The sequence below is a fragment of the Hoeflea sp. TYP-13 genome (assembly GCF_040932035.1).
In the GTDB taxonomy this organism is placed as follows: Bacteria; Pseudomonadota; Alphaproteobacteria; order Rhizobiales; family Rhizobiaceae; genus Hoeflea_A.
This window is the reverse complement of sequence record NZ_JBFRBB010000001.1, coordinates 1962537-1987244: the sequence shown is the minus strand read 5'-3', so window position 1 is coordinate 1987244 and position 24708 is coordinate 1962537. Positions and strand designations below refer to the sequence as shown.

The 24708-nt window shown below is 57.1% G+C and carries 28 protein-coding genes; 7 read left to right on the top strand and 21 right to left on the bottom strand.

Features of this window, described 5'->3' with window-relative positions:
* Nucleotides 1–21 precede the first annotated feature (21 nt).
* Complete coding sequence (locus ABVT35_RS09520) at nucleotides 22–636, top strand: TetR/AcrR family transcriptional regulator (protein ID WP_368466087.1); 615 nt, start codon at nucleotides 22–24, stop codon at nucleotides 634–636.
* A 17-nt stretch (nucleotides 637–653) separates the two neighbouring features.
* On the opposite strand, the gene ABVT35_RS09515 is transcribed toward ABVT35_RS09520, so the two are convergent.
* Nucleotides 654–2126, bottom strand: a complete 1473-nt coding sequence (locus tag ABVT35_RS09515; RefSeq protein ID WP_368466086.1) for a hypothetical protein — start codon at nucleotides 2124–2126, stop codon at nucleotides 654–656.
* 646 nt (nucleotides 2127–2772) lie between these two features.
* On the opposite strand from ABVT35_RS09515, the gene ABVT35_RS09510 reads away from it, so the two are divergent.
* Entirely contained in the window at nucleotides 2773–3624 is an 852-nt protein-coding gene (locus ABVT35_RS09510; RefSeq protein WP_368466085.1) for an alpha/beta fold hydrolase, read from the top strand.
* 360 nt (nucleotides 3625–3984) lie between these two features.
* Here ABVT35_RS09510 and ABVT35_RS09505 read toward each other — a convergent pair whose 3' ends face one another.
* Nucleotides 3985–5538 (bottom strand): phytoene desaturase family protein, encoded by a 1554-nt coding sequence (locus ABVT35_RS09505; protein WP_368466084.1) that lies wholly within the window; start codon nucleotides 5536–5538, stop codon nucleotides 3985–3987.
* A 192-nt stretch (nucleotides 5539–5730) separates the two neighbouring features.
* On the opposite strand from ABVT35_RS09505, the gene ABVT35_RS09500 reads away from it, so the two are divergent.
* The 3 genes from ABVT35_RS09500 (at nucleotide 5731) to ABVT35_RS09490 (ending at nucleotide 7512) form a co-directional block, all read left to right on the top strand.
* A complete protein-coding gene (locus ABVT35_RS09500; RefSeq protein ID WP_368466083.1) occupies nucleotides 5731–6657 on the top strand; it encodes an N-acyl homoserine lactonase family protein in 927 nt (308 codons plus the stop codon).
* Entirely contained in the window at nucleotides 6654–7061 is a 408-nt protein-coding gene (locus ABVT35_RS09495) for a nuclear transport factor 2 family protein (RefSeq protein ID WP_368466082.1), read from the top strand. Before ABVT35_RS09500 ends, ABVT35_RS09495 begins: the two co-directional genes overlap by 4 nt.
* Nucleotides 7062–7356: 295 nt before the next feature.
* Entirely contained in the window at nucleotides 7357–7512 is a 156-nt protein-coding gene (locus tag ABVT35_RS09490; RefSeq protein ID WP_368466081.1) for a hypothetical protein, read from the top strand.
* 8 nt (nucleotides 7513–7520) lie between these two features.
* On the opposite strand, the gene ABVT35_RS09485 is transcribed toward ABVT35_RS09490, so the two are convergent.
* From ABVT35_RS09485 to ABVT35_RS09470, 4 genes are all read right to left on the bottom strand, one after another.
* The gene (locus ABVT35_RS09485; protein ID WP_368466080.1) at nucleotides 7521–7895 is read right to left on the bottom strand and encodes a lysozyme inhibitor LprI family protein; all 375 of its coding nucleotides are present in this window, start codon (nucleotides 7893–7895) and stop codon (nucleotides 7521–7523) included.
* 33 nt (nucleotides 7896–7928) lie between these two features.
* Nucleotides 7929–8357 (bottom strand): GFA family protein, encoded by a 429-nt coding sequence (locus ABVT35_RS09480; RefSeq protein ID WP_368466078.1) that lies wholly within the window; start codon nucleotides 8355–8357, stop codon nucleotides 7929–7931.
* A gap of 96 nt (nucleotides 8358–8453) precedes the next feature.
* On the bottom strand, nucleotides 8454–8672 hold the full coding sequence (locus ABVT35_RS09475; RefSeq protein ID WP_368466077.1) for a hypothetical protein: 219 nt from the start codon (nucleotides 8670–8672) through the stop codon (nucleotides 8454–8456).
* Nucleotides 8673–9058: 386 nt separating this feature from the next.
* Entirely contained in the window at nucleotides 9059–9448 is a 390-nt protein-coding gene (locus ABVT35_RS09470) for a GFA family protein (RefSeq protein WP_368466076.1), read from the bottom strand.
* Between ABVT35_RS09470 and ABVT35_RS09465 the strand changes: the two genes are divergently transcribed.
* Nucleotides 9365–9991: a winged helix-turn-helix transcriptional regulator gene (locus tag ABVT35_RS09465; RefSeq protein ID WP_368466075.1), complete on the top strand. Its 627-nt coding sequence runs from the start codon at nucleotides 9365–9367 to the stop codon at nucleotides 9989–9991. The two genes, ABVT35_RS09470 and ABVT35_RS09465, sit on opposite strands and share 84 nt — an antisense overlap.
* A gap of 60 nt (nucleotides 9992–10051) precedes the next feature.
* On the opposite strand, the gene ABVT35_RS09460 is transcribed toward ABVT35_RS09465, so the two are convergent.
* From ABVT35_RS09460 to ABVT35_RS09390, 15 genes are all read right to left on the bottom strand, one after another.
* Nucleotides 10052–10510, bottom strand: a complete 459-nt coding sequence (locus ABVT35_RS09460) for a GNAT family N-acetyltransferase (protein WP_368466074.1) — start codon at nucleotides 10508–10510, stop codon at nucleotides 10052–10054.
* 86 nt (nucleotides 10511–10596) lie between these two features.
* Entirely contained in the window at nucleotides 10597–12180 is a 1584-nt protein-coding gene (locus tag ABVT35_RS09455; protein WP_368466073.1) for an alkaline phosphatase family protein, read from the bottom strand.
* A 7-nt stretch (nucleotides 12181–12187) separates the two neighbouring features.
* A complete protein-coding gene (locus ABVT35_RS09450; protein WP_368466072.1) occupies nucleotides 12188–13483 on the bottom strand; it encodes a TRAP transporter large permease in 1296 nt (431 codons plus the stop codon).
* A complete protein-coding gene (locus ABVT35_RS09445) occupies nucleotides 13480–13989 on the bottom strand; it encodes a TRAP transporter small permease (protein WP_368466071.1) in 510 nt (169 codons plus the stop codon). The genes ABVT35_RS09450 and ABVT35_RS09445 overlap by 4 nt, the downstream gene beginning before the upstream one ends.
* 60 nt (nucleotides 13990–14049) lie before the next feature.
* On the bottom strand, nucleotides 14050–15087 hold the full coding sequence (gene dctP / locus ABVT35_RS09440; protein ID WP_368466070.1) for a TRAP transporter substrate-binding protein DctP: 1038 nt from the start codon (nucleotides 15085–15087) through the stop codon (nucleotides 14050–14052).
* Nucleotides 15088–15113: 26 nt separating this feature from the next.
* Entirely contained in the window at nucleotides 15114–16052 is a 939-nt protein-coding gene (locus tag ABVT35_RS09435) for a 3-keto-5-aminohexanoate cleavage protein (RefSeq protein WP_368466069.1), read from the bottom strand.
* Nucleotides 16033–17109 carry a branched-chain amino acid ABC transporter permease gene (locus tag ABVT35_RS09430; RefSeq protein ID WP_368466068.1) on the bottom strand — a complete coding sequence of 359 codons (1077 nt, stop codon included), beginning with the start codon at nucleotides 17107–17109 and terminating at the stop codon, nucleotides 16033–16035. The genes ABVT35_RS09435 and ABVT35_RS09430 overlap by 20 nt, the downstream gene beginning before the upstream one ends.
* Entirely contained in the window at nucleotides 17106–17972 is an 867-nt protein-coding gene (locus tag ABVT35_RS09425; protein ID WP_368466067.1) for a branched-chain amino acid ABC transporter permease, read from the bottom strand. The genes ABVT35_RS09430 and ABVT35_RS09425 overlap by 4 nt, the downstream gene beginning before the upstream one ends.
* A 3-nt stretch (nucleotides 17973–17975) precedes the next feature.
* On the bottom strand, nucleotides 17976–18680 hold the full coding sequence (locus tag ABVT35_RS09420; protein ID WP_368466066.1) for an ABC transporter ATP-binding protein: 705 nt from the start codon (nucleotides 18678–18680) through the stop codon (nucleotides 17976–17978).
* Entirely contained in the window at nucleotides 18673–19401 is a 729-nt protein-coding gene (locus ABVT35_RS09415) for an ABC transporter ATP-binding protein (RefSeq protein ID WP_368466065.1), read from the bottom strand. Before ABVT35_RS09415 ends, ABVT35_RS09420 begins: the two co-directional genes overlap by 8 nt.
* A gap of 126 nt (nucleotides 19402–19527) precedes the next feature.
* Nucleotides 19528–20808, bottom strand: coding sequence for an ABC transporter substrate-binding protein (locus ABVT35_RS09410; protein WP_368466064.1), 1281 nt, complete (start codon nucleotides 20806–20808; stop codon nucleotides 19528–19530).
* 45 nt (nucleotides 20809–20853) lie between these two features.
* Nucleotides 20854–21765 (bottom strand): 3-hydroxyacyl-CoA dehydrogenase family protein, encoded by a 912-nt coding sequence (locus ABVT35_RS09405; RefSeq protein ID WP_368466063.1) that lies wholly within the window; start codon nucleotides 21763–21765, stop codon nucleotides 20854–20856.
* A gap of 16 nt (nucleotides 21766–21781) precedes the next feature.
* On the bottom strand, nucleotides 21782–22579 hold the full coding sequence (locus ABVT35_RS09400; protein ID WP_368466062.1) for an SDR family NAD(P)-dependent oxidoreductase: 798 nt from the start codon (nucleotides 22577–22579) through the stop codon (nucleotides 21782–21784).
* Nucleotides 22576–22938 carry a cupin domain-containing protein gene (locus ABVT35_RS09395; RefSeq protein ID WP_368466061.1) on the bottom strand — a complete coding sequence of 121 codons (363 nt, stop codon included), beginning with the start codon at nucleotides 22936–22938 and terminating at the stop codon, nucleotides 22576–22578. Before ABVT35_RS09395 ends, ABVT35_RS09400 begins: the two co-directional genes overlap by 4 nt.
* Nucleotides 22938–23777 (bottom strand): cyclase family protein, encoded by an 840-nt coding sequence (locus ABVT35_RS09390; protein WP_368466060.1) that lies wholly within the window; start codon nucleotides 23775–23777, stop codon nucleotides 22938–22940. The genes ABVT35_RS09395 and ABVT35_RS09390 overlap by 1 nt, the downstream gene beginning before the upstream one ends.
* Before the next feature lie 167 nt (nucleotides 23778–23944).
* Between ABVT35_RS09390 and ABVT35_RS09385 the strand changes: the two genes are divergently transcribed.
* Nucleotides 23945–24706, top strand: a complete 762-nt coding sequence (locus tag ABVT35_RS09385) for an IclR family transcriptional regulator (RefSeq protein ID WP_368466059.1) — start codon at nucleotides 23945–23947, stop codon at nucleotides 24704–24706.
* Nucleotides 24707–24708: the final 2 nt, after the last annotated feature.

Sequence of the window (24708 nt, the reverse complement as noted above, 5' to 3'; positions counted from 1 at the left end):
GTAAAAATTGCGGAGTATAATTTGAGCAGACAGCTCTCCAGCGAAGAGATCGATGAGAAGCGGACAACGCTCATAGATCACGCATTGTGCATTTTGGAAACCGAGGGACTGGCAGCCCTGACGGTCCGGCGATTGGCCGAAGAGGCAGGCGTAAGCCGGCAAACACCTTATCTCTATTTCAAGGACAAGGCAGAGCTTGTCGATGCGATGCGCATTGCCGGACTGAGCAAATTGACCGCAGCTTCACTTGAAGCCGCGGCCGGCGCACCATCTGAAAATTACGTCGAGCAATTGCGTCTGATTGGAGAGGCCTATGTTCGGTTCGGGCTTGATAATCCTGCCGTTTACAAGCTGGTATTTACGCCTATCCGACCGGATGAGCCCCCCTCGCCCGAACACATGAAAGCAATCGAGGCTAACCGGGCCGTCGCTGAAATCCCAATGCAAAAAGCGGCTGCGGATGGCATGCTCAATCTGCCGCCTGACCGGCTCAACCATGTCTTTTGGGCGGCGCTGCACGGTCTGATTACCCTGCGCACCGAAAATCTTATCGACAATGACGAGACCTTCGAGCAGATCCGCTCGGACATCGAATTCACTCTTGCCAACGGATTTATCAACAAGGCGCGCGACTAGGCTGCGGCCTCGCGTGTTTATTTGTCGAGAAGGTTGATGGCTTCACGCAGTTTGTGAATGTGGTAGGGAACCGCCCAGCTGTCGTTCGGGCCGGTGCGAACGGTCATGTCCCAGTATTTTGTATGTGTGAAGAACGGCACGGATCCCTTGGCGTGCCCTTCGAAATCCTGTTCCGGAAGGACCGGTATATCCAATATTCCCTGCAATTTTGTGACCGGCGTCGAGAGATTGAATTGGTAAGCCAGCGGACCGGAGATTATGTCGCCCCACAGGATGTTCTTGCTTTTCGAATAAATGTTGGTCCAGCGCGTGAAGGCAAAATGCGCTGCGTGATGCGGATAGCGGAAATATTCGCCGCTCGTGGAATTCGACCCGTGTTGGTAAGAAAAATGCTGGTGTTTGGTTTTCGCATCCCATTCAAGCGCTGGAGGACAGGTTGGCAGGATGCGCTTCTCCTGCTGCGCGCGAAGATCTTCCTCGTCATGGGCCAGCAGAAACTCAGCATGGGTGAGCGGCGAGCCAAGAGTGATGAAATCGCTGACCAGCCACGGATTACCGTCTTCCTTGAGTTCCTGCCAGGCCAGGTTCTGAAGCCGGCGATATTCGTTTATGTCCAGCATCCCGGATTTTTCGATCGCCTCCTGCAACAGTTTTTCAAGATTGTGGCGGTGCGGCTGCTTTTTTCGAGCCTGCTTGCCTTTGTTGAGGTAGCGGTTCATCCGCGCAAAGGTGGCCTTCAGGATGTCGTAGGCAATCATGGTTCCAAGCGAGTGCGATACCACGATGATGCGATCATATTCGGTGTCCCATTTGGGATAAGCAGCGCCATTCCTGTGTTTATCCGGATCGAAATCACGCACGCCCATCAGCGTTTCCAGGAGTTCAACGCCCTTCTCACGGATTTCCTGGCGCCGCGCCACATTGAGCGGCGCAGCTTTCACATAACGTGCAACATCGCCAAAATATTTGAGCAGGTAGACATTGACCACAATGCCAACGGCAATCGATCCGATCGCGCCGCCAAGCGGGCCGATCCAGCTCCAGCAAAGCCGCGATACGTCACAGGCGGTTTCGTCGCATTCACCGGCCAGGCACTGACGCATATCTGATATCGGCAGAAGCGAAGCCAGCAACACCAGACCCGCTGCAACCGACACGACCCACAGCGCAATCCAGGCATTAAAAACATCCGACGGGACACGTTTCGGAGAGCGCCAAAGCAGGTCCGCGACCCAGGCCTTCAGATGCTCCCATGTCGTTCCGTACATCAGATGCGCCCAATAGAACTCATAAAAATCCGTCCGCGCACCGCTGCTCGCTTCCTCGGTGGTGATGCGCCGCAGTTCAAAACTACGGTTGCGCCGGTCCGGCTTGTCCCAGACAGGATTTTCAATGCGCTGCTGGCCATTGTTTGAGTCGGGCCGCGACCTGGATATCAGGCTCTCGTCGGTCACCCAGGTGGTGTCCACGAAGCCGCGCAGGGTATCCATGGGGATCTGCTCTCCCATTCCATGAATAACCACCACTGCCTGTTTCTTTTTCCCCCCTGTCGCCGTGCCGGGGCTTGCTTTCTGATTTGCCGTTGCCACAACCAAGCCTTGCTGGACCCTCAATCTTTGCGCGGAGTCTGCAATAAATCATATAGAAACGCAAAGCCATACCTTCCGCAATTTATGCGGTAGTTTGCCGCGCAATCATTCCGGCCGTCAGCAATAACGGCAATAATCACAAGGCGGTACAAAATTGCAGGCGCCGAAGCGGGCTGTGGATTTTCGAGCTTGGGTTGGTGATTGCGAAATGTCGGGATGGACGTTTTGGCGCACTCCGCTATATAGCCGGGCATATCCAAGCGATTTAGCACAAATCGAGGGGGAATCATTCGAAATACGCCGACTGTTCAGATCGGCAAAATTGGTCAGCAGGCAGGAATTCGAAACCGAATTGGCGCCAAACCGGGATTACCGCGCCTGATCCCCACCCGGCGATATCTGCCTGCTGGCCAACAGGACAAGTCCACAGCCATCCTTCACGATACTACGCCCAATTTTCTGCATAGAATTTGAAACAGAAAGTTGCCTCTATTCAGTGCTGCCAACTGAGGTTGCATTTGATATCTCAACTGATCAAAATCGCCCAATGGCGATTCAAAGAAAATCAGCAACGACAAACGACGGCGTAACTATAAGCTATCTTGAAGGCGGAAGCGGAAGACCTCTGGTCATGCTGCCCGGCTGGTCACAAACCGCAAGTGGATTTTCGGCGCAGATTGAGGCGTTCTGCCGCATCAGAAAGGTCATCGCGCTCGACCAGAGGGGCCACGGCGAATCCGGCAAGGCGCAAAACGGATACCGGATTTTCAGGCTCGCCAAGGATCTTCACGATGTCATCACCACTCTCGACATCGAAGACTTCGACTTTTTGGGTCATTCGTTGGGGGTGTCGGTTATTTTCGCCTATCTGATGCTTTTCCAGAACGAACGGCCACCGCAGCGACTGGTTCTTGCCGATGAACCGCCGGCTTTGCTGGCACGGCCCGACTGGACCGACACCGAGCGAGAAAATGCAGGTAGCGTTCTTGCATCGTTGCAAGATGTTGCCGATTTCAAATCCGCAATCCGCTCGGCAGACACGCCCGCGCTCCACGCCGAAATCCTCCGGCCCATGTTCACCGCGTCCATTGACGAAAACAAGCTGCTTGAGATTGCCGCTGAGAACCTGAAATTGCCGCGCAATCATGCGGCTGATCTGCTCGAGAACAACTGCCTTCAGGACTGGCGTTCTTTTATACTGACGATCCGCCTTCCCACGCTTGTCGTCGCCGGCGAGGCAAGCCCCCATCCGATCTCTTCGCTGGTGTGGATAACTGAGCAGATTGCGGGAGCTCGTCTTGAGCTGATTCCGAAGTCCGAGGGCGGCAGCCATTTCATGTTCATGGAGAATCCGGGCCGGTTCAACAGTGCCGTCGTGGACTTTCTGTCTGCCGCCTGATGATTTTCGAACTGTCTTGAACACATCCCGTTGGTCTGCGACCGTAACAACGGATCTAAGACAGTACGAAAGGCGCCTGAAATGCTGCGTTTGCTCGGGTGGTTCTTCATGGGTGCAGCTCTGGTAATTCCCAGAAGATCGAAGCTCTTCAATGCCTCGTCAACATCTGGCGCGTTGTATCCTTAATCACTTCGGCCCGATTGAAGCCCAGCTTCAGAGACAAATCCCACGGGTTCACAGCAGCACGTTGCATCGGCCGCTACTCCTTGCGTAGTCCTTTCTCTTGCTTCCAATGCATGCCGATCCTTTTATCTAAATTCGAATTGATCGACGCGGAATGAGCGGAATGAAAGGTCCGTCTTATCCCTGGAAGTGACGAAACACTTTCGGATCGAAGCTGGCGGCTGACAGCAGGCCGCCCCACATTGCACCGGGTATGCCAGGGCTCGCCACGTCCTGGCCCGCTATGTAGAGCCCCGGGACCGGCGTTTTCGCCCTGAGCCCGTCGCACAAGACACGTTTCGGTGTGACGTCGAGCCCGTAGAACGCGCCCTTGCGATGCCCGGTATAGGTCACGGTGGACAAAGGCGTCGCCAATTCCCGATGGACCACCAATTTGGCGAGGTCGGGAAAGTGGCGCTCGAACTGAGCCATCAGCGTGTCTTCAGCCCGGCGTTTGAAGTCGGCATAGTCGTCGCCTCGGGCCCCGGCGGGACAGTCCGCCCATTGGGCGACGGTGGACCAGTCTGCCCAGAATATCGCTTGGCCCATGTGTTTCTGGCGCTGGCCGGGGTCATGCGCCGGGTTCTTGAGCGAACCGAAGGACACCGTCATGTGGGGCGGTACTTCGTCCGGGGCATTTGACCAGAGCACATCAGCTTTCCCCGTCGGAAAGAACCAATGATTTGCCTTGGTCGCGCCTGCGGCCTCGATATCGCCTTCGAAACCAAGGAATAGGTTAAAATGCGCTATGCTAGAGGGCAGCGCACGGATCTGTGCCATCCAATCCTGGTGTTTGCAATCCTCGGGCAAGAGGGTGTCGATTGTCTCCCGCGCACCGATATCCGAAATCACAGCGTTCGCGCGAATCTCATCGCCATCATCGGTCCGGACACCCACAACGGTGTCGCCGTCAAATAGTAGACCTTCGACACGGACGCCCGCGCGGACTTCACCTCCATGTTTGGTTATGGTCGGGATGATGTGATTGGCATAGGCAGCGGCACCACCGACCGGATACCAGGACCCACTCGGTAGATATGCCCCCGCTATCAGGGCATGCATCGCGAAGCTGGCTTTGCTTGGGCGTCCACCATGATCACCCCATTGCGCTGCCATTACAGCGGCAAGCTCCGGGTTGTCTGTAAGCTCGTCGATGACTTCCTTGGTCGTGCGAGCACACCATTTCGAGATGGTACGACGGTTCCACCAATCGAGCATATCACCCGCGATCTCCGGCATCGCACGGGTCTGAAAGATCTTGTACATCGCCTCGTAGCCCGACCGCATCGCGCGGATCCAGGCCTCAATCGCTACGGCCTGATCGGGATAGCGGTCCTTTAGGTCCCTTTCCTGCGCCTCATAGGGGCGGGAGAGCGACAGCGGTTCGGCCGATCCTATATGCAGTGTGTCGTAGACCGATCCCAATGGCGCGAAATCGATGGGCGTATCAGACAACCAGTCAAGAAGAGCACGAGCGCGGTCTCCCGGAGCCATTTCGCTCAGGTAGTGTACGCCCACGTCCCAGGTGAAGCCGTCACGGGAGAAGCTGTGCGTCAAGCCGCCGAGTGTTTGGTGCTGCTCGAGCAGCGCCACCTTATGACCAACACGGCTCAAAGCCGCAGCGGCGGCCATGCCGCCCATACCCGAACCGATGACGATGGCGTCCCAATGAGTTTTGTTGCTGTCGACCATTTTGAACTTCCCCTGCATCGCCCGTTTGTTTTGCATTTAAGTGCAAGACAAGTACACGTGGAGTGATACACACTTTGATCGTGATCAATCGCATACTGATGAAAGCGATATTGTTGCACTGAACATGCTTAACCGGTATTGATCTGCGTCAATGCTGTCACCCAATGTCAAAATAGTTTGTCATGAGAGATCGTGGCTGCGGCGGCGGTATTTTGTAAAATGGCAGAGTCCCAGCAGAATGAAATTTCCAGTGTAGGTGTCGCTATCCGCTCCATCCGGGTCTTAAGTTCCGGGTGGGCAGAGCAGCATAAAGAGCATCGTTATGGTAGTTGGAAGCCAAGATTGTTGTGGGCCCTGACCTCCCGAAGTTGGGTGAAGCTCCCCATCAACTATTTCTTGATCGATCATCGAGACGGACCGATCCTGTTTGATACCGGGATTGATCCGGCAATCGTTACGAACCCGGGTTACATCTCTCAATGGATTGGCCGCTTCTTACTGCAACGAATCTTTCGTTGGCATATCACAGAAGAAGATAGACTTGATCATTGCCTTAAGCGCTTATCAATTGATCCGAAAAATATAAAAACCGCCGTCATCTCGCACCTCCACTTCGATCATGTTGGAGGCATTTCGCACATACCGCAGGCCGACATATTAGTCAGCGAGCAGGAGTGGGTACAATTGTCAGAGCCTCGTCCCGAACGCGAATGGATACTGCGAGAGCATATCAAAATACCGGGAGCCAAATGGAGGCCCATACGGTTCCAGCCCTCTTTTGATCCGCTCTTTGCTGATTTTGAGGGAACTTTTGATGTTGCTGGTGATGGATCGATGCTTTTATTGCCGACCCCCGGCCACACGCCCGGCTCATTGTCGATGTTGATCCGACAGGATGGGTGGAAACCCATTCTTCTTGTTGGAGACGTCACTTACGAGGCTCAACTGCTGGAAAGAAATCAATTTCCTGGAACAGGTGATGTTGTTGCATTGAGAAAAACCTATAACAAAATCCGAAGACTTTGCAAAAGCCTACCCGGACTTGTCGTGGTTCCGTCTCATGATTTTGGCGCAAACGATAGTATCGCCAACGCGATCAGAATGACAGGAAGAGTATGACAACAGACCATCCAAATATCTCAGTGCTGAAGAAGCTCGACCTTCGCGATCTTGGCAGCGCAGAAAACCTCTTCTCGCAGGATTTTGTGTGGCACTACTTCAATACTGAACTTCCCGACCTGGAGGGGGATTATCATGGCCTTGATGGCCTTAAGTCCTTTTTCAGAAAGTTGGCCGGCAAGACGGCTGGTACATTCAATGTTGAACCTTTATCCATTACCGCTATGGGTGATGAATTCGTCATCGTTCACGTCCGGGACACAATGACTCTTGACGCGCAATCCGTGGCTCTTGATGCCGTCGTGGTGTGGCGCATCGTCGAGGGATTAATCGCCGAGGCCTGGGACATCCCTGCAATCAACACCGTCTCGGTTTTGGGAAGCAGTGATACCCCGAAAAGATGAAATGGCCTGTGATCAGCCATGACACTTGAATTGAGAAACCATAGTGAAACTGCCGTTCAATATCCTCAAGGCTGGGGAATTTTGGGCCCGAAGTGTGTGTGGCCCCTTTATTCTGAAGGGTAGCTTTCCGACGGGCGCACGGCATCACTTGCCTGTTGGGCGCATATAATTCATCAGATCTCAGCCGGGTACATGGTTCCTTACGGGGTCGGCAGTTGCAGGCAATCGGCCGCTAAAACCACATATATGGATCTGGGACCCGGCCTCGAAAAATGAGCCCGTGGAAATCGCCCGGTTGAAGCGTCCATACTCCGGTGAAAAACTGGAGGGCATTGCCGTTCTGGGAGATCGGCCGCCAGAAGCCGCTACAATTGACCTGCTGCTCACCATAGACGGCCAGAACGACGTTCCGGCCCTTGCCGTTCTCAAAAACCTCGCCATCCCGAACTAGCGGGCGCGCTAATTGTTGCAATAGTTTTTGACCGCCCAGTCGATGTTCTGCTGCAATGTAGCGATGCGCCCATTGTAAAGTTTCGTCAGACAGGCCGTGTCCGAGCCGCAAGACGCACGGGACTTAAGGAACGCCTGCGCCTCGTCCCGGCGATTGCCGCTTGCACCCATCAAAAGCGGCATTGCCTTGTAACCATACCAGAGACCTGCCATCTCTGAATCAAGCGCCGAAAGGTCCGCATTGGAACAGATTGCCTTCTCATCTGCGGTCGTTGCCTTGGCGCAATCGAAACTCGCGGCCTGCAGCGGCGATGTCATTGCTATCATCATAGCGATGGCCGGCGCGAAAACAGTCTTGTTTCGCGAACGGAGCAACAGTTCCATGTATTCACCTCCTGCTTTATCTCGGGCGTGGACTTATTCCCTTGCCGAACCCGGCATGCCGTCAAAAACCTTCACGCCATCCGGTATTTTGAGCCAATCGGGCTTGGTGCGGGCAAAAACGTAACGCTCCGGTTTGAACCAGGATGAAGGCTCGTCGAAAGTCCCGCCGGCAAGCCCCCGGTAGCCGGGAAGAAATTCGAGCGTCCAGGTAAGCGCCGTGCCGCAATTCTTACAGAACTGACTGTCGATCCAGCGGCCGGCATCCGAAATCAGGCGGTGTGTTTTTAGACTTCCCTGCAGGAACTCGACATTTTCCTCTTCAAAATAAACCGACACGCCAAGCGCGCTGCCGGTGCGTTTTCTGCACCATTCGCAAGAACAGGCACTTACCCTTTTCGGACTGCCCTTCGCCCGGTAGCGGACACTCCCGCACACGCAGCCTCCCTCATGGAATTCGCTCACCCGCATTCCTCCTCAAGTTCGTTAGGTCGGTCTCATTCATTTGTGAGGTTAGATTGGATTATTCGCGCGTCAACACGGGAACCCGGAACACCGGTGCTACAGTTCGGCCGGGTCCGTCCCGTCCTCTTCATTTTGCGCTGCTTCATTTTCGCTGCAGTCGATCGCGTATTCACGACCATCCCACAGAATGAAACACTCGGCAGATTCAGCCGCATCTTCGTCAACCTCGCCGCCACAGGCTTTGGGAATGACGACCAGTATCAAAAAGGCCAGCACGGAGGCCGTAAAGGCGTTTTGCCAGCCCTGATTGAGCATTCCTCGGTTCCTTGCTGAACAAATTTATGGCCGCCGGGCGGCACAGCGGCCAGTGTCGTGTACCCGGCGTGATTTTGCAACCGCGGACCCCTCATATACGAGCAGCAATGCCGGGTACGGAAAACTGCCCCGCAAGGCTGCGGCAATTTGTCGATCGACACATTTTCGACCCGATTGAATGGGCAGGAATGGCCAAGGGCGCGCCAACCCAGACGGGAGACAATCTTGCGCAAAATTCTGTTTCGGACCGTACGGAAATGCCGTCGGGCGTCGAATTGGGTCGATGGCGTCGTCGGCCAGGCAGTAATTGTCGTGCTCGCGGTTCTTTTGGCCGCTACGACAGCCGCGTCCGCGTGACGCCGTTCAGCCAGTGCGGTATCGATCGCCTATCCACGCAGTTCCGGCGGCACAGTATCCCAAGGCTGTGCTTCGCTTTCAAAAACAGCAAATTGCGGCCTGAAAACAGTCGGGTCGTCGAGTGTTGCCGCCAGCAGATAGATGCGTTCCGGAAAGCGTTCGGTACTCGAGACGATCGGCGAACCGCATTCGGGACAAAAACCGGTTTTTGTGCGTGCGCCGGTGTCGGCAACATGCTCATAATGTTTGATCGGGCCATGCAAGCGTGTTTCCGCGCGGCTTACCGCAAAGGCGGGCGCGTGCCCGGTCCCGGTTGCGCGCTGACATTTGCGGCAATGGCACTGAAAGGAGAACTCCCAGTCTCCGGGCGTTTCGTAACGGACTGCGCCGCAGGCACACCCGCCCGTCAGCGTTCTCATTTTATCTGGCTCTGTCATGGTCGCCTCATTTTTCGCTTGCATTTCACAAGTAAAATCTGTTCACTTGTGAAATGCAAGCGAAATATTTATGACTTGAATGCGATATCCATGGCCGAAAACGAAATCCCCTTGCGCTCCCACTGCCCGGTCAATTTTGCACTGGAGGCCGTCGGTGACCGCTGGAGCCTGATCGTCATGCGCGACATCCTCCTCAATGGAAAGTTCCGCTTCCGAGAACTGATGGAAGCGGAAGAAAACATTGCGTCCAACATCCTGAGCGAAAGGCTCTCCCGGCTTGCGGCGCTCGGCATCATTGAAAAAATCAAAGATCCGCACGATCGGCGGCAATTCGTTTATCAGGCAACGTCAAAGGGGGAAGCGCTCATGGGCGCCGTGCTCGAACTGGGCGCATGGGGTGCAGAGTTCGATCCGGAAACGGACGCCCCACCAGGCACGCCGGAGCACTACAAAAGCGACCGTGCGGGCACGATCGCTGCCGCTCTTGAATCGTATCATGCGATGAAACCGAAACTCTCGAAGTGAATCCGATAACGTAAATAACTATCTGTAATATTTATATAATAATAGGTTTAGCGCGACCTGTTACCCGATTTCAAACGTCATGAAGATGCTGTTGGGATCTTCGACGTAATCGCCAAAAGGTGCACAGGCTGAAAATCCAAAACGCTCATAAAGCCGGTGGGCAGCCCTGAACCCATCCATCGAACCGGTTTCGAGGCTAAGCCGCCTGTAGGCGCGCTGTTCGGCTTCATCCATGATCGTCTTGAGGATAGCCGCGGCTACGCCCTGCCCGCGCGCGGCAAGCGCCGTATGCATGGATTTGATCTCTCCGTGATGGGCATCCAGTTCCTTGAGCGCACCGCATCCCACAAGCAAATCATCACGCCACGCGGTCCAGAAGGTAACATCAGGCGTCCGCAACCCATCCAGATCAAGTGCGTGGGTGCTTTCAGGCGGCGACAATCCCCTCATATGGTCGAGATGCACCTGCAACAGAGTGGCAATCTCCGGACCGCGCAAATCATCCACCCGAATAAGCATTCGCCACCTCGCTGCCTTGCATCGTTTCCACGTTGCAAACTGCCTAGCAGTTTTGTCCACAACGTCAAAGGCGACGGGCGTTTACCCTACCATTTTCCGATCAGAATGCCGATTTCGTCTTCGTCGCGCCTGAGAACTGCAACCCCCTCCTTCGACATGGTGGTCCGGTTTTTGCGGTCGATGAGCCGATCGAACAGGATTTCCTTCAAATCCGCGCGAACCTCCTGGTGTTCAGCCGATCGCCCGAGATCGTGGAACTCGTCCGGATCGTTCAACAGGTCAAAGAGCTGCGGCGGGAAGCCCTTGAAATGGACGTATTTCCACCGGTCGGTGCGGATCATGTAGCCGCGCGCGTCGTCTACGCCGACCTTTAAAGTGTTGCGAGCCTGATAGAAGGCGTAATCGATCTCCGAAAACACCGACTGGCGCCAGTTCTTCGGGGTTTCTCCACTCAACAGCGGCATCAGGGAGGCGCCTTCAAGGCGGTGATCGGCCAACGGCGCACCGGTGGCTTCCAGGAATGTCGGAACCAGATCAATGGCTTCCACCAGCGCATCGCTGACCGTGCCCCTTGTGCTGTCGGCAGCGGATCTCGGGTCGGAGATGATCAGCGGCACGCGCACCGAAACCTCGTGGAAAAGTTCCTTTTCGCCCATCCAGTGATCGCCGAGATAATCGCCGTGATCGGAGGTAAAGACGATCATGGTCTCATCGGCTTTGCCCGTCTCTTCCAGATAGGCAAAGACCCGGCCAAGCTGGTCGTCGATCTGTTTGATAAGGCCCATATAGGCAGGCATCACCGTTTCACGGGTCTCGGGTTCGGAAAAGCTCCGGCTGACCTCCATATCCATGAAGGCGCCATAGACCGGATTCGGGTCCACCTTTTCACTCGGGTCGCGCTGGACGGGCAGAAATGTGTTCGACCCGTACATGTTGTGGTAGGGCGCCGGCGCCATATAGGGCCAGTGCGGCTTGATATAGGACAGGTGCAGGCACCAGGGCCGGTCACCGCTTTCCTCCATGAATTCCAGCGCGCGGTTGGTCATGTAGACGGTTTCGGAATGCTCCTCCCTGACGCGCGCGGGCAGTTTCGAGTTGCGGAGATACCAGCCCGACAGCACTTCACCGTCCGGGCCTTCGGCGGCATTGGCGTAATCGTTCCAGGGGTTTTCGCCGACATATCCCTTCGACTTCAGCCAGTCGTTATAGGCAAGATTATCGCCCTTTCTTTTAAGCAGCGGCGTCGGGTGAAGACCATCGTCTCGCTCATAGGGCTCAAATCCGGGTTCCGACACGATCATGCCGATTTCCGTGTCCTGATTGAGCCCCAGACGGGCCATGCCCTCCGCATCCGGTATCATATGGGTCTTGCCGACCACGGCCGTGCGAACGCCGACCGGCCGCAGATAGTCGCCGAGGGTCAATTCGCCGATGGGAAGCGGCACTCGGTTCCAGGTTGCACCGTGACTGAAGACGGTCCGCCCCGTATAACAGGAAGCCCGTGACGGACCGCAGACCGGCGACTGAACATAGGCACGATCGAACCGGACGCCACGCTTCGCTAAACCGTCTACGTTCGGCGTTTCCAGATGCGGGTGGCCGTAGCAGGACAGATGGTCCCAGCGCAGCTGGTCGGCCATGATGAAAAGGATATTCTTGATCTTGGACATAGCTACCTCACCGCATCATAGCGGGCAGAGTTGTTGCAATACCCGGCACCGAAAAGACCAATACCAGTCCGGCGACCATGGCAAAGATGAACGGGACAACGCCGCGGAATATCTGCGCAAGCTGCGTATCCGGCATGACCGATTTCACGACAAACACATTCATGCCGATGGGCGGCGTGATCAACCCGAGTTCCGTAACCAGCACCACCACGATACCGAACCAGATCATGTCGACCCCGGAGGCATAGAGCGACGGCAGGAACACCGGCACAAGCAAAAGCAATATGCCGATCGATTCGAAAATCATGCCCATCACGACGGCGATGAGTGCGATTGCCAGCACCAGTTGCCATGGGTTGAGTTGCAGCTCATCGATAATGTCGAGCAGATCGTATGGCATGCCGGAAAGGTTGATGAACTGTGCGAAGACGAGTGCGCCGAAAATGACCATGAACAGTGTCGCCGTGGTCTTGGCCGCTTCGACCAGGCAGTCTTTCCATTCGGAGATCCTGCGAAGATAGCCACGCGAGATTGCGATGATCGCCGCGCAAAACGCTCCGATGCCCGCGGCCTCGGTCGGCGTGAAGACGCTGCCATAGATGCCGCCCAGAACCACGATGAACAGCCCGATGACCGGCCAGACCGCTTTCAGGGCTTCGCGCTTGCGCTCCGCTGAAAGCGGCTGGCCCGCCGGCCCGGCTTCGGGATTGATCCAGACCGTCGCGGTGATTGCCACAAAGAAGAGCAGGATCAACAACAGCCCCGGCAGAATGCCCGCCATGAAAAGCTGCCCGATATCCTGTTCGGCAACGATCCCGTAGATGACCAGCGGAACGGATGGCGGGATCATGATGCCGAGCGTGCCGCCGGCGGCAATCGTTCCGGTGGCGAGACTGTCCGAGTAGCGGTATTTGCGCATCGGCGGCATGGCCACCTTGGTCATGGTTGCCGCCGTAGCTAGAGACGATCCGCAGACGGCCGAAAATCCGGCGCAGGCAGCGACGGTAGAAAGCGCCAGCCCGCCGCGCAGCTGCCCGAGACCGGCATAGGCAGCGTCATAGAGATCGCGGCTGATGTTGGCGCGGTAGATAAAGACGCCCATGAGAATGAACAGCGGGATGACGCTGAAATTATAGTTCATGGCATCGTCGATGATCTGCTGACCGGCCATAGCGAGCGACGCCGTCCAGCCGCGTTGCAGGGCAAAACCGACAACGCCAACCAGGAAAGTGGCGAACCCAACCCGGAAACCAAAGAAGCACAGCGCAATAAGAACCGCGAACCCGCTAAGCGCAGTAATCATAGACCGTCCTCCACGGGCGTGCCGGGCTCGCGCCTGTCGGGAAGCGCCAGCCCCAATAACTGCGCAATCAGGCTTATGAACGAAAACCCGGCCACGGCACCGGCAACAATGGAAAGCGGCCATTCGAGCACGACCGTCACCGAATTTCGCTCCTGCGCCTCGACTGCATATTCCGCCAGCTGCCAGGCGATTAAAGCCATTGCGACGACTGAAAACCCCTGGATTAAAAACCGGTGCAGTCGTGGAATCCTTTGTCTGATGCGCTCTTCGAACAGTTCGACAGTGATGTGATCGTCATGGGCATTGACAAGGCTGAGACCGGCAAAAATGGTCATGGCCAGCAGGAACTGGATCATTTCCGCCGCGCCGAATATGGGTGCCTTGAACAGATATCGGCCAACGACATCGGCGAATGTCAGAACCATCATGACAAATATCAGGATTGCCGATATCCACTCCAGTACCGATAAAATGGGAGCGAGTATCGACCGGGCGAGCTTTTCCATTGCTGCCTTCCTTTTCCGATCCGCCCGGCTCAAGCGCTTGCTCGAGCCGGCGGCAGATCCCTATTTGGACAGTTCCTGTACACGGGCGGTATAGAAGTCATAGGCGCCCTGCCCGTCGATCCCGGCGGCCTTCGCCTTTTCGATCCATGCGGCGGTGGCAAATTCGGACGCTTCCTTCAATGCCTTTTCGAACGCGGGATCGGCCGGTACGATCGTCAGGCCCTTTTCCTCAAACGTCCCGAGTGCTGACAGGGTGGATTCCCGCCACAAACCCGCGGCCATACGGGCAAATGCTTCCCCGCTTACCTCGGTAATTGCCGCACGGTCCTCTTCCGAGATTTCTGCCCATTTGTCGTTGTTGATGATCAGCGAAAAGCTGGTCGTGTAGATGTTTTCCGAGAACTTCGTCATCGACTTTGTGTAGGGCATCAGCTGGAAGGCACGGACCCCTTGCGGATCGAGCCCGATATGCGCATCGACAACGCCGCGCGAGATAATCTCGTTTGACTTGACCGCCGGTGTGGCAACGACACCCGCACCGATGTTCTTCATGATCGCGGCGAGCGTACCGGGCAATGCCCATATCTTGCGCGATTTCAGCTCGTCCATCGAGTTCACGGGTGTGTCCGTCTGGCTATAAAGTTCCCCGGCTGAAATCACCCACTGAGACAGAAGATGGACACTGTCGAATTCGTCGGGGAAGAACTTCTGGTTGGTCTCCCACAAAGCGGTCGACATTGCGACTGGGTCATCCGTCGAAATGAAGGGGTTCATGGCAACAAGCGGCCCGGTTACCCGATTCTGGATCAACCCGTTGAACTGCACCGAGACATCGGCAATGCCCTTTTCGACAGCAGCCAGTTGCTCCGGCGGCGCTGCAACGGATTTTGGAGGAATGATGCCGGTCACCCGTCCGTCCGTGACACGCTCGACCTCCGCGATCCAGTTTGGCAGAGCCTTCTGGCAGACAAAATGCTGTGGTGGCCAGAAACAGTTCACCACAAGGCGCGTTTTTGCCTCCGTAACCTGGATGGTGCCGAGACCAGCGGCAATTGCCAATCCGGCTGTCAGAACAACGCCTTTGATCGAAATATTCATGTCACTCCTCCCTTTTGATTTTAAAACTAGAATGTGGTGCGGTCCGCTCCTTTCAGGTTCAGCATTTCCCGCGCCTCGTCCGGCGTGGCGACCTCGCAACCCAGCTCCCCGACAAGGCGGCGGATCTTTGCGACCTGCTCCGCATTGGACTTGGCGAGCTTGCCGCGCCCGATCATCAGGCTGTCCTCGAGCCCGACGCGCACATTGCCGCCAAGCTGCGTCGCGGTGGTTGCGAATGGCATCTGCGCGGCTCCTGCGCCGAGGACAGACCACTGGTAATTGTCGCCAAACAGGCGGTCCGCTGTCCGCTTCATGAAGATCAGATTGTCGATGTCGGGTCCGATTCCGCCAAGGATGCCGAAGACAAACTGGATAAAGACGGGCGGCTTGAAGAGACCGCTGTCCATGCAGAACTTGAGATTGTAGAGATGGCCGACATCGTAGCATTCGTGCTCGAACTTGACGCCGTGCCCCTGGCCGAGCTGATCGGCCACATAAGCGATGTCGGCAAACGTGTTGCGGAAGATATAGCCGTCCGAATTGCGCAGGTAGTCTTCTTCCCAGTCGAATTTCCAGTCGTCGTACTTGTCCGCAAGCGGATGCATCGAGAAATTCATCGAACCCATATTGAGGGAGCACATTTCGGGCGAAGCCCATTTGGCCGGGGCGATGCGTTCTTCCATCGTGTTCAGCAGGCTGCCGCCGGTCGATACGTTGATGACCGCATTGGTCGCCTGCTTGATGACGGGCAGGAAGCGCTTGAAGTGCTCCGGGTCGATCGAGACGGACCCATTTTCCGGATTGCGGGCATGGAGATGCAATATGGATGCACCGGCCTCGGCCGCTGCGACCGCCTGGTCGGCAATATCCTCCGGGCGATACGGCAACGCATCCGACATGGTCGGCGTATGAATGGCGCCGGTGACCGCACAGGTGATGATGGTTTTACGTTGCCTGCGGCTCATGCGCATTCTCCTTGTTTTCGATATTCTCCGGCTGCTGGCTGGCTCCCCGGACAACCACACGGCGTGACAGCGCAAAGAGGTCGAGATCGGTCTTTTCGCGCACGTAGCCCCAGATTCCCTTCGGCGCGTGCAGCATGATGACAATGGCGACGAGGCCGAGGATCATCAGGTAAAGCGCGCCGAGGTCGGCGAGCGTTTCACGCAGCAGGAAGAAGATGATGGTGCCGATGATCGGCCCCTCGATGGTGCCGATCCCGCCGATAACCACGATGAAGATGACAAAGGCCGTCCAGTCGTTGACGCTGAACGCGGCATCCGGCGATATGCGCAGTTTCTGCAGGAAGATCAGCGCGCCGACAGCGGCCGTCAGGGCGCCCGTGACGACATAGACAAAGAACTTCGCGCGCCAGATGTCGATGCCAAGGCTTTGCGAGGCAAGTTCGTTGTCGCGAATGGCCGTCAAGGCCACACCACGGCGCGAGCGCAGCAGAACGCAGACGAGCGCCAGCACCAGGACAACAATCCCTAGCGCCATCCAGTAGGTCGTCGCCTCGCGCATGGCTCGGCTGGCGGCGATGGACTTGACCACCGTGACCGGCAGGCTGGTCCCGGACCCGCCGCCAAGGGCGGAAATCTGCGCCGCTGTGAGGCGGAAGACCTCGGCAATCACCCAGGTACCGATGGCAAAATAGGCGCCGCGCAGCCGGAAGATCAAAACCGCCACCGGAATGGAGACGAGCGCCCCGGCAATGCCGGCAATCGGGATCGCAATCAACGGCGAGAAGCCGAAGAATATGGTCAGGGCTAACAGGCAATAGCCGCCGAAGCCGACAAAGGCCTGCTGGCCGACGGAGACGAGGCCTGCATAGCCGGCAAGCAGATTCCAAAGGCTGGCGAGTGCCATATAGAGGAACAATTCGCTCAAGAGTCGCATGTCGGCCCTTCCCGCCCACCACGGCGCACAGGCAAGGGCGATCAGGACCAGGACCGCGACGACCGCCGCGATGCGGCTTGCGGGTGAAAACCGGACGACTGCGTATTGTTGTGAAGCGCTCATCCGTCAATCCTCGGGAAAAGTCCGCGCGGGCGAATGGCCAGGATCACCAGAAAGGCGATGTGCCCGGCCAGCAGCTGCCAGCCCGGATTGATCTGCGCGCCGATGTTCTGACAGACGCCAAGTATGATACCGCCGACAAGCGTGCCCCACAGATTGCCGAGCCCGCCGATGATGACAGCCTCAAAACCGAAGATCAGGCGGCCGGGGCCGGCGGACGGGTCGAAACTGGTTCGAACACCGAGGAAGATACCGGCAATCGCCACGACAACGAGCGCCAGTGCCATCGCCAATCCGAAGACATGGCTTTTGTTGAGCCCCATCAGCTGGGCGATATCCTGATTGTCGGAGGTGGCGCGAAAGGCCCTGCCCCAGGCAGATCGGTAGAATATCCACTGAAGCCCGCCGATGACGACTATCGCGGTCGCGAACATGAGCATCGGCAGGACACCGATGTTCAGACCGCCCGGCAGTCCGACACTTGCCGTTTCGATGGCCCCGGCGCTCATCTTCTGCGGGTCGGCGCTATAGAGTTCCAGAAGACCATTCTGGATGATGACCGAAAGGCCGAAGGTGACGAGCAAGGGCGGAAGGATATCGTCACCGAGGGTCCGGTTCAGTACCAGCCGCTGCAGGGCGTATCCGATCAAACCCATGACAGGCGCGACGATCACTATGGACAAGAGTGGATTGATACCGAGTGTCGTTGTCACCGTCAGGCCGAGAAATGCTGCAAGCACAATCAGATCGCCATGGGCAATGTTGACCAGCCGCATGACCCCAAAGATGAGCGACAGGCCGGCCGCAAACAGCGCGTAGAGACCGCCGAGCAGGATGCCTTGAATGATCGCGTTGACCCAATCCATGTATCAGACCCCGAAATATGCTTTGCTGATGGCATCGCGCGAGACAGCGCCGGACTCGCCTTCGAGCGACACGCGCCCTTCCTGCAGGCAGTAGACCCGGTCCGAAATGTCGATGGCTCTGGTGATGTCCTGTTCGACGACGATGGCGCTCATGCCCGTACCGATGACACCCGGCAGCGCCTCGTAGATGGATTTGATGATAATCGGCGCCAACCCGAGGCTGATCTCGTCGAAGAGCAGAAGATCCGGGTTGGCCATGAGCGCCCGGCCGATCGCCACCATCTGTTGCTGACCGCCCGACAAAGACGTCGATTGCTGGCTGCGGCGCTCGGCAAGGACCGGGAAAAGCTCGTAGACACCGTCGAGCGACCAGTCGCCCGGCCGTCCGGCCTGGCCGCCGATGACGAGGTTTTCCTCCACCGACAGTGACGGGAAGAGCTGGCGGCCCTCGGGCACCATGGCGATGCCCATTTCGGCAATCTGGTCGGCGCGAAGGCCACCAATATTCGTACCCGCGAAACAAACCATTTCGGGTTTGTTGGTCAATAGCCCCGTCACGGATCGCATCAGCGTGCTTTTGCCCGCGCCATTGGCCCCGATAACGGCGATGATCTCTCCCTTTTTGACCTGCATCGAAACGCCGAACAGAGCCTGGAAATCGCCGTAGAAGCTGTCGAGACCTTCTATTTCGAGTATCGCATCAGACACCGGCTTCAATCCCCAGATAGATTTCCTGCACTTCGCGGCTGGCCATGATCTCGTCGGGCTGGCCTTCTGCAATCTTCCTGCCAAAATCGATGACAATCAGCCGGTCGACAACGGCCAGAAGCGCATGCACGACATGCTCGATCCAGATGATCGAAACACCCGAGGCCCGCACATCATTGATTGTCGCGATCAGCGACTGGCATTCCTGCTCGGTGAGGCCGCCGGCGATTTCATCGAGCAACAGCAGCGAGGGCTTCGCGCCGAGCGCTCTTGCGAGTTCAAGCCGTTTGCGCTCCAGCAGGGTCAGACCGCCGGCCGGCGCGTTTGCCCGTTCCATCAGGCCGGTTTGTTCAAGAATATTGAGACACAGCTCATTGGCCCTGTGGCCGGCTTCCCCTGCCCCTTGCGTTGCGGCGACCAGAACATTCTCAAAGACGCTCATGGCACCGAACGGCTGCGGGATTTGAAAAGACCGCGCAATGCCTGCACGGCATCGGGCGGCAGCCGACAGCGACGTCACCGGCTGCCCCTTGAAATAGACGTCACCGGATGCCGCTCGAACGGTTCCGGTAATCAGGTTGAACATCGACGTCTTGCCTGCACCGTTCGGTCCGATAACCCCCAGCGCTTCGCCTTCGTCAAGCGAATAGCTCAGGGCGTCGGCAACGACGATCGCACCATAGGATTTGCTCAGGTCTTTCAGTTCAAGAACGGCAGTCATCGATACCCGCGTGTTGTTCAATAGGGTTCAAGTCCTCAAAGAGGAGCCGAGCTAATCCGGACAGGCGGCCCGTAGCTGCCAATTCCTGTCCGGACCCTCACCCGGAGATTTTGGCGCGCTTGCTCCCTAGGAGAGAAGCAGCAGCTCGCCTCCGAGCGGTATTTCTGGTGCCGTGGCATTGGCAGTTATCACCAGATCAAAATTGTTGTCGCTTCCCTGCCACTGACCCGCAACCAGCGGTGTCTTGGTGACATTCTTGACCGGGCCGACGCTCCAGTTCACCGAACCGACGATGGTGTTGAGATCGGTGGTCTTGATCGCCTCGACAATCGCCAGGTTGTCATCCAGATCGGCCGAACGGCGTATGACATCGGCCGTCACCTCGAACAGCGCGTGTTTGAAGCCAATAGGTTGCGTCCAGGGCCGTTTGGTGGCTTCGCTGTAGCCTTCGGCAAGAGCGCGTGCGCTCTGGTCGGTGAGACTTGAGGAGAATGGATGGTTCGGCGACCACCAGATTTCCGAGGACAGGCCGTCACCACGCGGACCGAGCGATTCAATGACAGATGGGAAGAGTAACGCCTTGCCGATTGTCACGATCTTCGGCTGAAAGCCCTGCTGGGCCGCCTGCGACCAGAAGTTGGCGAAGTCCGGCGGGATCATGTTGCCGGTGACGATCTCGCACCCGGCCTCCTTGAACGCAGAAATCTGCGCAGAGAAATCATCTGTCAGCGGCTGGTAGCGGCCGGGATCGACAAGCGTATATCCGGCTTCCTTCAGCGGTTTTGGAAATCCGAGTTCCGGATGCCCCCAGGCATTGCCGTCGGCATCGTTGGGGAACAGTCCGCCGACCGTCTTGGCAACACCGCTTGAACCCCACAGATCGAGAAACGCTGCAATGACATCCTCGAGACCCCAGAAGAAATGATAGGTGTATTCAAAGCCGGTTGCCGGATTGCCGTTGCGGCCGAAGAAATAGGGCTGCCATGGGCAGTCGGTGGTGATGCACGGCACCTCATTGACCTCGGCCTGGTCCGCAACAGGGTTGGTCGTATCCGGGGTCGAGGCGGCAACGATAATGTCGACTTCGTCGCCCAAAATGAGATCCGCGGCGACTTCGGCAGCACGGTTGGGGTTGGACTGTGAGTCCTTTGAGATAATTTCGACCGAGTAGTCCTTGCCGTTGTTTTGCAGGCCATTGGCAAAGGCTGCGTTGATACCGGCCAGCACGTAATCATCGGCCTCGGCAAAGCCGGCAAGCGGTCCGGTTCTGGGGCTGACATGCCCGACCTTGATAACCGGGTTCGCAGCATAGGCGCGTGTATGGCGCAGGATCGCCGGCGCTGCAACCATTGCTGCGCCTGCCTTGATCACAGAACGGCGTGTGATACCTGTCGTCTTGTGTTGCATGGTCTTCCTCCCTATTTTGCCAACGCAACCAGCGGGTTGGCACGCTTAATCCAATATGGTTTCGAGCTTTCTCAAATGATCGGACACACGCTTGCGCAGCTCCTCAGCCTGCTGCGGTGTCCATTCGTAAAACCCCTTCCCCGATTTCATGCCAAGCCGGCCGTTCTCCACCAGATCCTCGAGATACGGCGAGGGATTGCCGCTATCTTCCAGATCCGAAAGGACATTCCGGTGAATGGCCAGCGTCAGATCGGTGCCGACAAGATCGGCATTGGCCAGCGGCCCGAGAACCGCAAGCCGGCGTCCGAAGCTGGAGTTGATGACCGTATCAACCGCAGCCGCATCGCAAACGCCGTTTTCGACAAGGCTGATGGCCTCGCGCCACAGCGCGTGCTGCAGGCGATTGCCGATAAAGCCCGGGACATCTTTTTCCACGCGCACGGGTGTCTTGCCGATCGACTGCAGCAACTCCGTTACCTGCTGCATGACCGGTTCCGAGGTCCATTGCGTGCGGATAACCTCGACCAGCGGGATCATGTGCGGCGGGTTCCACCAGTGGGTGCCAAGCGCATGTTCCCGGGTTTTCATCTTTTGAACAATGCTGGTAATCGGGATCACCGATGTGTTCGAAGCAAGAATGCACTCAGCCGGAGCGGCCGCTTCAAGATCGGCAAAAATCTGCTGCTTGAGTTCCAGGCTTTCGGGTGCGGCTTCGACCACAAATTCGGCTTGGGCGACGCATTTTCCAAGGTCGCTGACCGGCGTGATGCGCGTAACCGCTTCATCGCACTGCTGCGCTGTATGCCCCAGGGCCTCGAGGCTTGCCGCCGCCCGCGCAGCCAGCGTTTCAAGGCTGTCTGCATGGGTATCAAACACGCGCACATCATGCCCGGCACGCGCAAAGGAAATAGCGATTCCGTGCCCCATCAGGCCGGCACCGATAACCGATATGTTCACCGGTCCGCCCATCCCATTAGCCCGCCGTGTATCCGCCATCGGCATAGAGAATATGCCCGGTGTAAAAATCAGAGGCGTGGGATGCCAGGAACAACAACGGTCCGGCCAGGTCCTCGGGTTCACCCAGACGCCCTTTCGGTACCCGCGCGAGGAAACCCTGCCGGACATTCCTGGCTTGCTCGGTGTCTTCAAACATCCATGCCGTCAGCGGCGAGCGGAAGACCGTCGGCGCGATTGCATTGACGGTTATTCCTTCCGCGCCCAGTTCGCAGCCGAGTGCTCTGGTAATACCGTCGACGGCGGCCTTGGAGGCGCAATAGGCGGTGTAGCCGTTGGGATGGCCGAGAAGGCCACGCGCCGACGAAACCAGCACGATCTTGCCACCTTCGCCCTGCGCCTTCATTTGTTTGGTGGCTACCTTTGCCAGCATCCAACTCTGGGTTACGTTGGCATCCATGACGCCGGTAAAGTCCTCCAACGGCATTTCGTCGATCTTGGCGACCTTGTTCATTCCCGAGGCGACCACCAAAATATCAAGCCGGCCATGAGCCGTTACCGCAGCGTCGACCATCGCCTGGCAGTTTTCTTCACTGTCCGGGCGGCTGTTGACGGTTGTGACATCGGCAGCAAGCTCTGAACACTCTCGTGCAATCTCTTTCAAGGATTGGGAGTTGCCGGCTGCCAGAACGAGGCTGCATCCTGCGTCTGCCAGTGTTTTCGCAGCGACTGCCCCAAAGGCGCCCGTCGCGCCGGTGATCAGTGCCACCTTGCCCTTAACATCAAACAGGGAATAGGGATCGCCGAACGAACTCATTGCGTACCTCCCGGCTTTGCGCCTGGCGGATAGGGCATGGTGACAATCATTGTGACGACGTCATTGCCCTCGTTGCGGATTTCGCGCTCCTCGCCGCCCGGGATGAAAACCGTGTCCATCGGGCCTGCCACTTCTGTTTTCCCTTCGGCTTTCACAGTCAGTTGGCCGGAGAGCACCACGTAGACTTTTTCCAGGGGCGAGGCATCGGGCCCCGCCCCTCCACCGGGGAGGAAATGCGAGCAGCCGACCCAGAAATTCTCCGGACCCACATCGGAAAATCCCGCCAGCCGCAGTGATGTGCAGGCCTGATGGTTCGGCGCTTCGTAAGGCTCAGCTTCGTTAAAGCGCTTGATAAACATCAGAACGCCTCGCCTGTCTCAATACGGTAGTTCTGGCCGCGGTCGATCATCGCTACGAGGCGAATGATGCAGCCGTCGCCGCGATCCCAGTTCCAAGGGAAGAAGGCGAAGGTGCAGCGCTTGCCGGTCACGGCATCGAGATCGCCGCCGACATTTTCAATACCTAGAATACCGTTTTTAAAGAGGATGTTGTGGACCGGCTCCCAATCGGGGAAATCGTCCGCCCAGTCATTGCCGCCGGACCATTCCTTGTATTCTGCCTGAAGATGCGGATGCAGCGGGCCATTGCGATGCGGCCCGATGGCTGTCGCCAGCGGGTGGTCATTGGCCTGTGTGTCATGACCGACCACCTTGATGCCTTTTTCCACCATCCACTCGCCGGCTGAGGGGACCAGGCCCGGGCAGTGGGTGAAGTAATCACCGTCTTCATACTGCTTGTGCCAGCCGGTGTTGATGATCAGGACATCGTTCTTGCGGATTGCATGCCCGCACGCCTTTTCCAGATCGTCGGCAGTGATTGGTTCCCACGTTTTCTTCGGAATGGAGACGACCAGCCCCGATCCGAAAAAGTGCGGAAGCGGCACTTCGTCGATGAAGGGTGTACCCTGAACCACATGTGCGGGCGCGTCGATGTGCGTCGTCACATGCATGGTGGTTGTCAGCGTTTGCGACAGAACACCCGATTTGGCCATGTAGTGCATGCGCTCGATTTGCACATCGCGGAAATAAGGCCAGTTCGGGCACTGAAAGCCGTAGCGGTGCGACAGGTTGTAGAATTCGAGCCCCATATCGTTGCTCAGGTTTTCCTGAAAATCGATACCGCGGATTGTCACCGTCATAAAACACCCTCCCAGTGCAAATTCGTTGTACTGTTATATGATACATATGCACCGTATTGCGGTCAACATGAATTCGTGCAACAATTCAAACTTAGTGATAGAACGATGTGAAAAAGCCGAATCCGTTTGCAGATGGGACGGCAGACAGAGCCAATCGGATGAAAGATATGAATGTAGAAGTCGCAGAAAAAACTCAGTCCAATCAGGGTGTTCAGGTGATATCCCGCGCGGCGGACATTCTGCGCGCATTAAAGAATGAACATAAGGGCCTCAGCCTTGGCCAGATTGCCGAAAGGGTCGGACTGCCCCGTTCTACGGTACAGCGTATTGTCAACGCACTGCAGGCGGAGCGCTTTGTCATGGCCTCTTCGGCCGAGGGCGGCTTCCGGCTCGGCCCTGCAATTCAATCGCTGGCGGAAGCCGGCAGGATCAACATCGCCGAAATCATCCGGCCGACCCTTGCGGCACTTGCAAAACAGACAGGCGAGACCGTCGATCTGGCCGTCTACCGCCAGGACCACATGGTGTTTGTCGACCAGGTCGTCGGAACGCACAGGCTGCGCACGGTCTCGGCTGTCGGCGAGACCTTTCCGCTCTCAACGACGGCCAACGGAAAGGCGGCGCTGGCGCTTTTGAGCGACGATATCGGCGCGGCGCTCATAGCCCGTGAACTGGGTGCGGCTGAAACACCGAAACGCGTGCTGTCGGATATTATTCGCGAGGTCGAACAGATCCGCGACACCGGACTTGCCTTTGACATTGACGAGCACACGGATGGCATTTCAGCGGTCGGCACCGCCTTCAAGGATGCCAACGGTCTGATCTATGCCATATCCATTCCGGTTCCATCGCACCGCTTTGAAGGCAAGAAAGACAGGCTGTGCACCGCCCTTCTCACTTCAATGGATGAAATCCTCGCCAATCTCTAGAC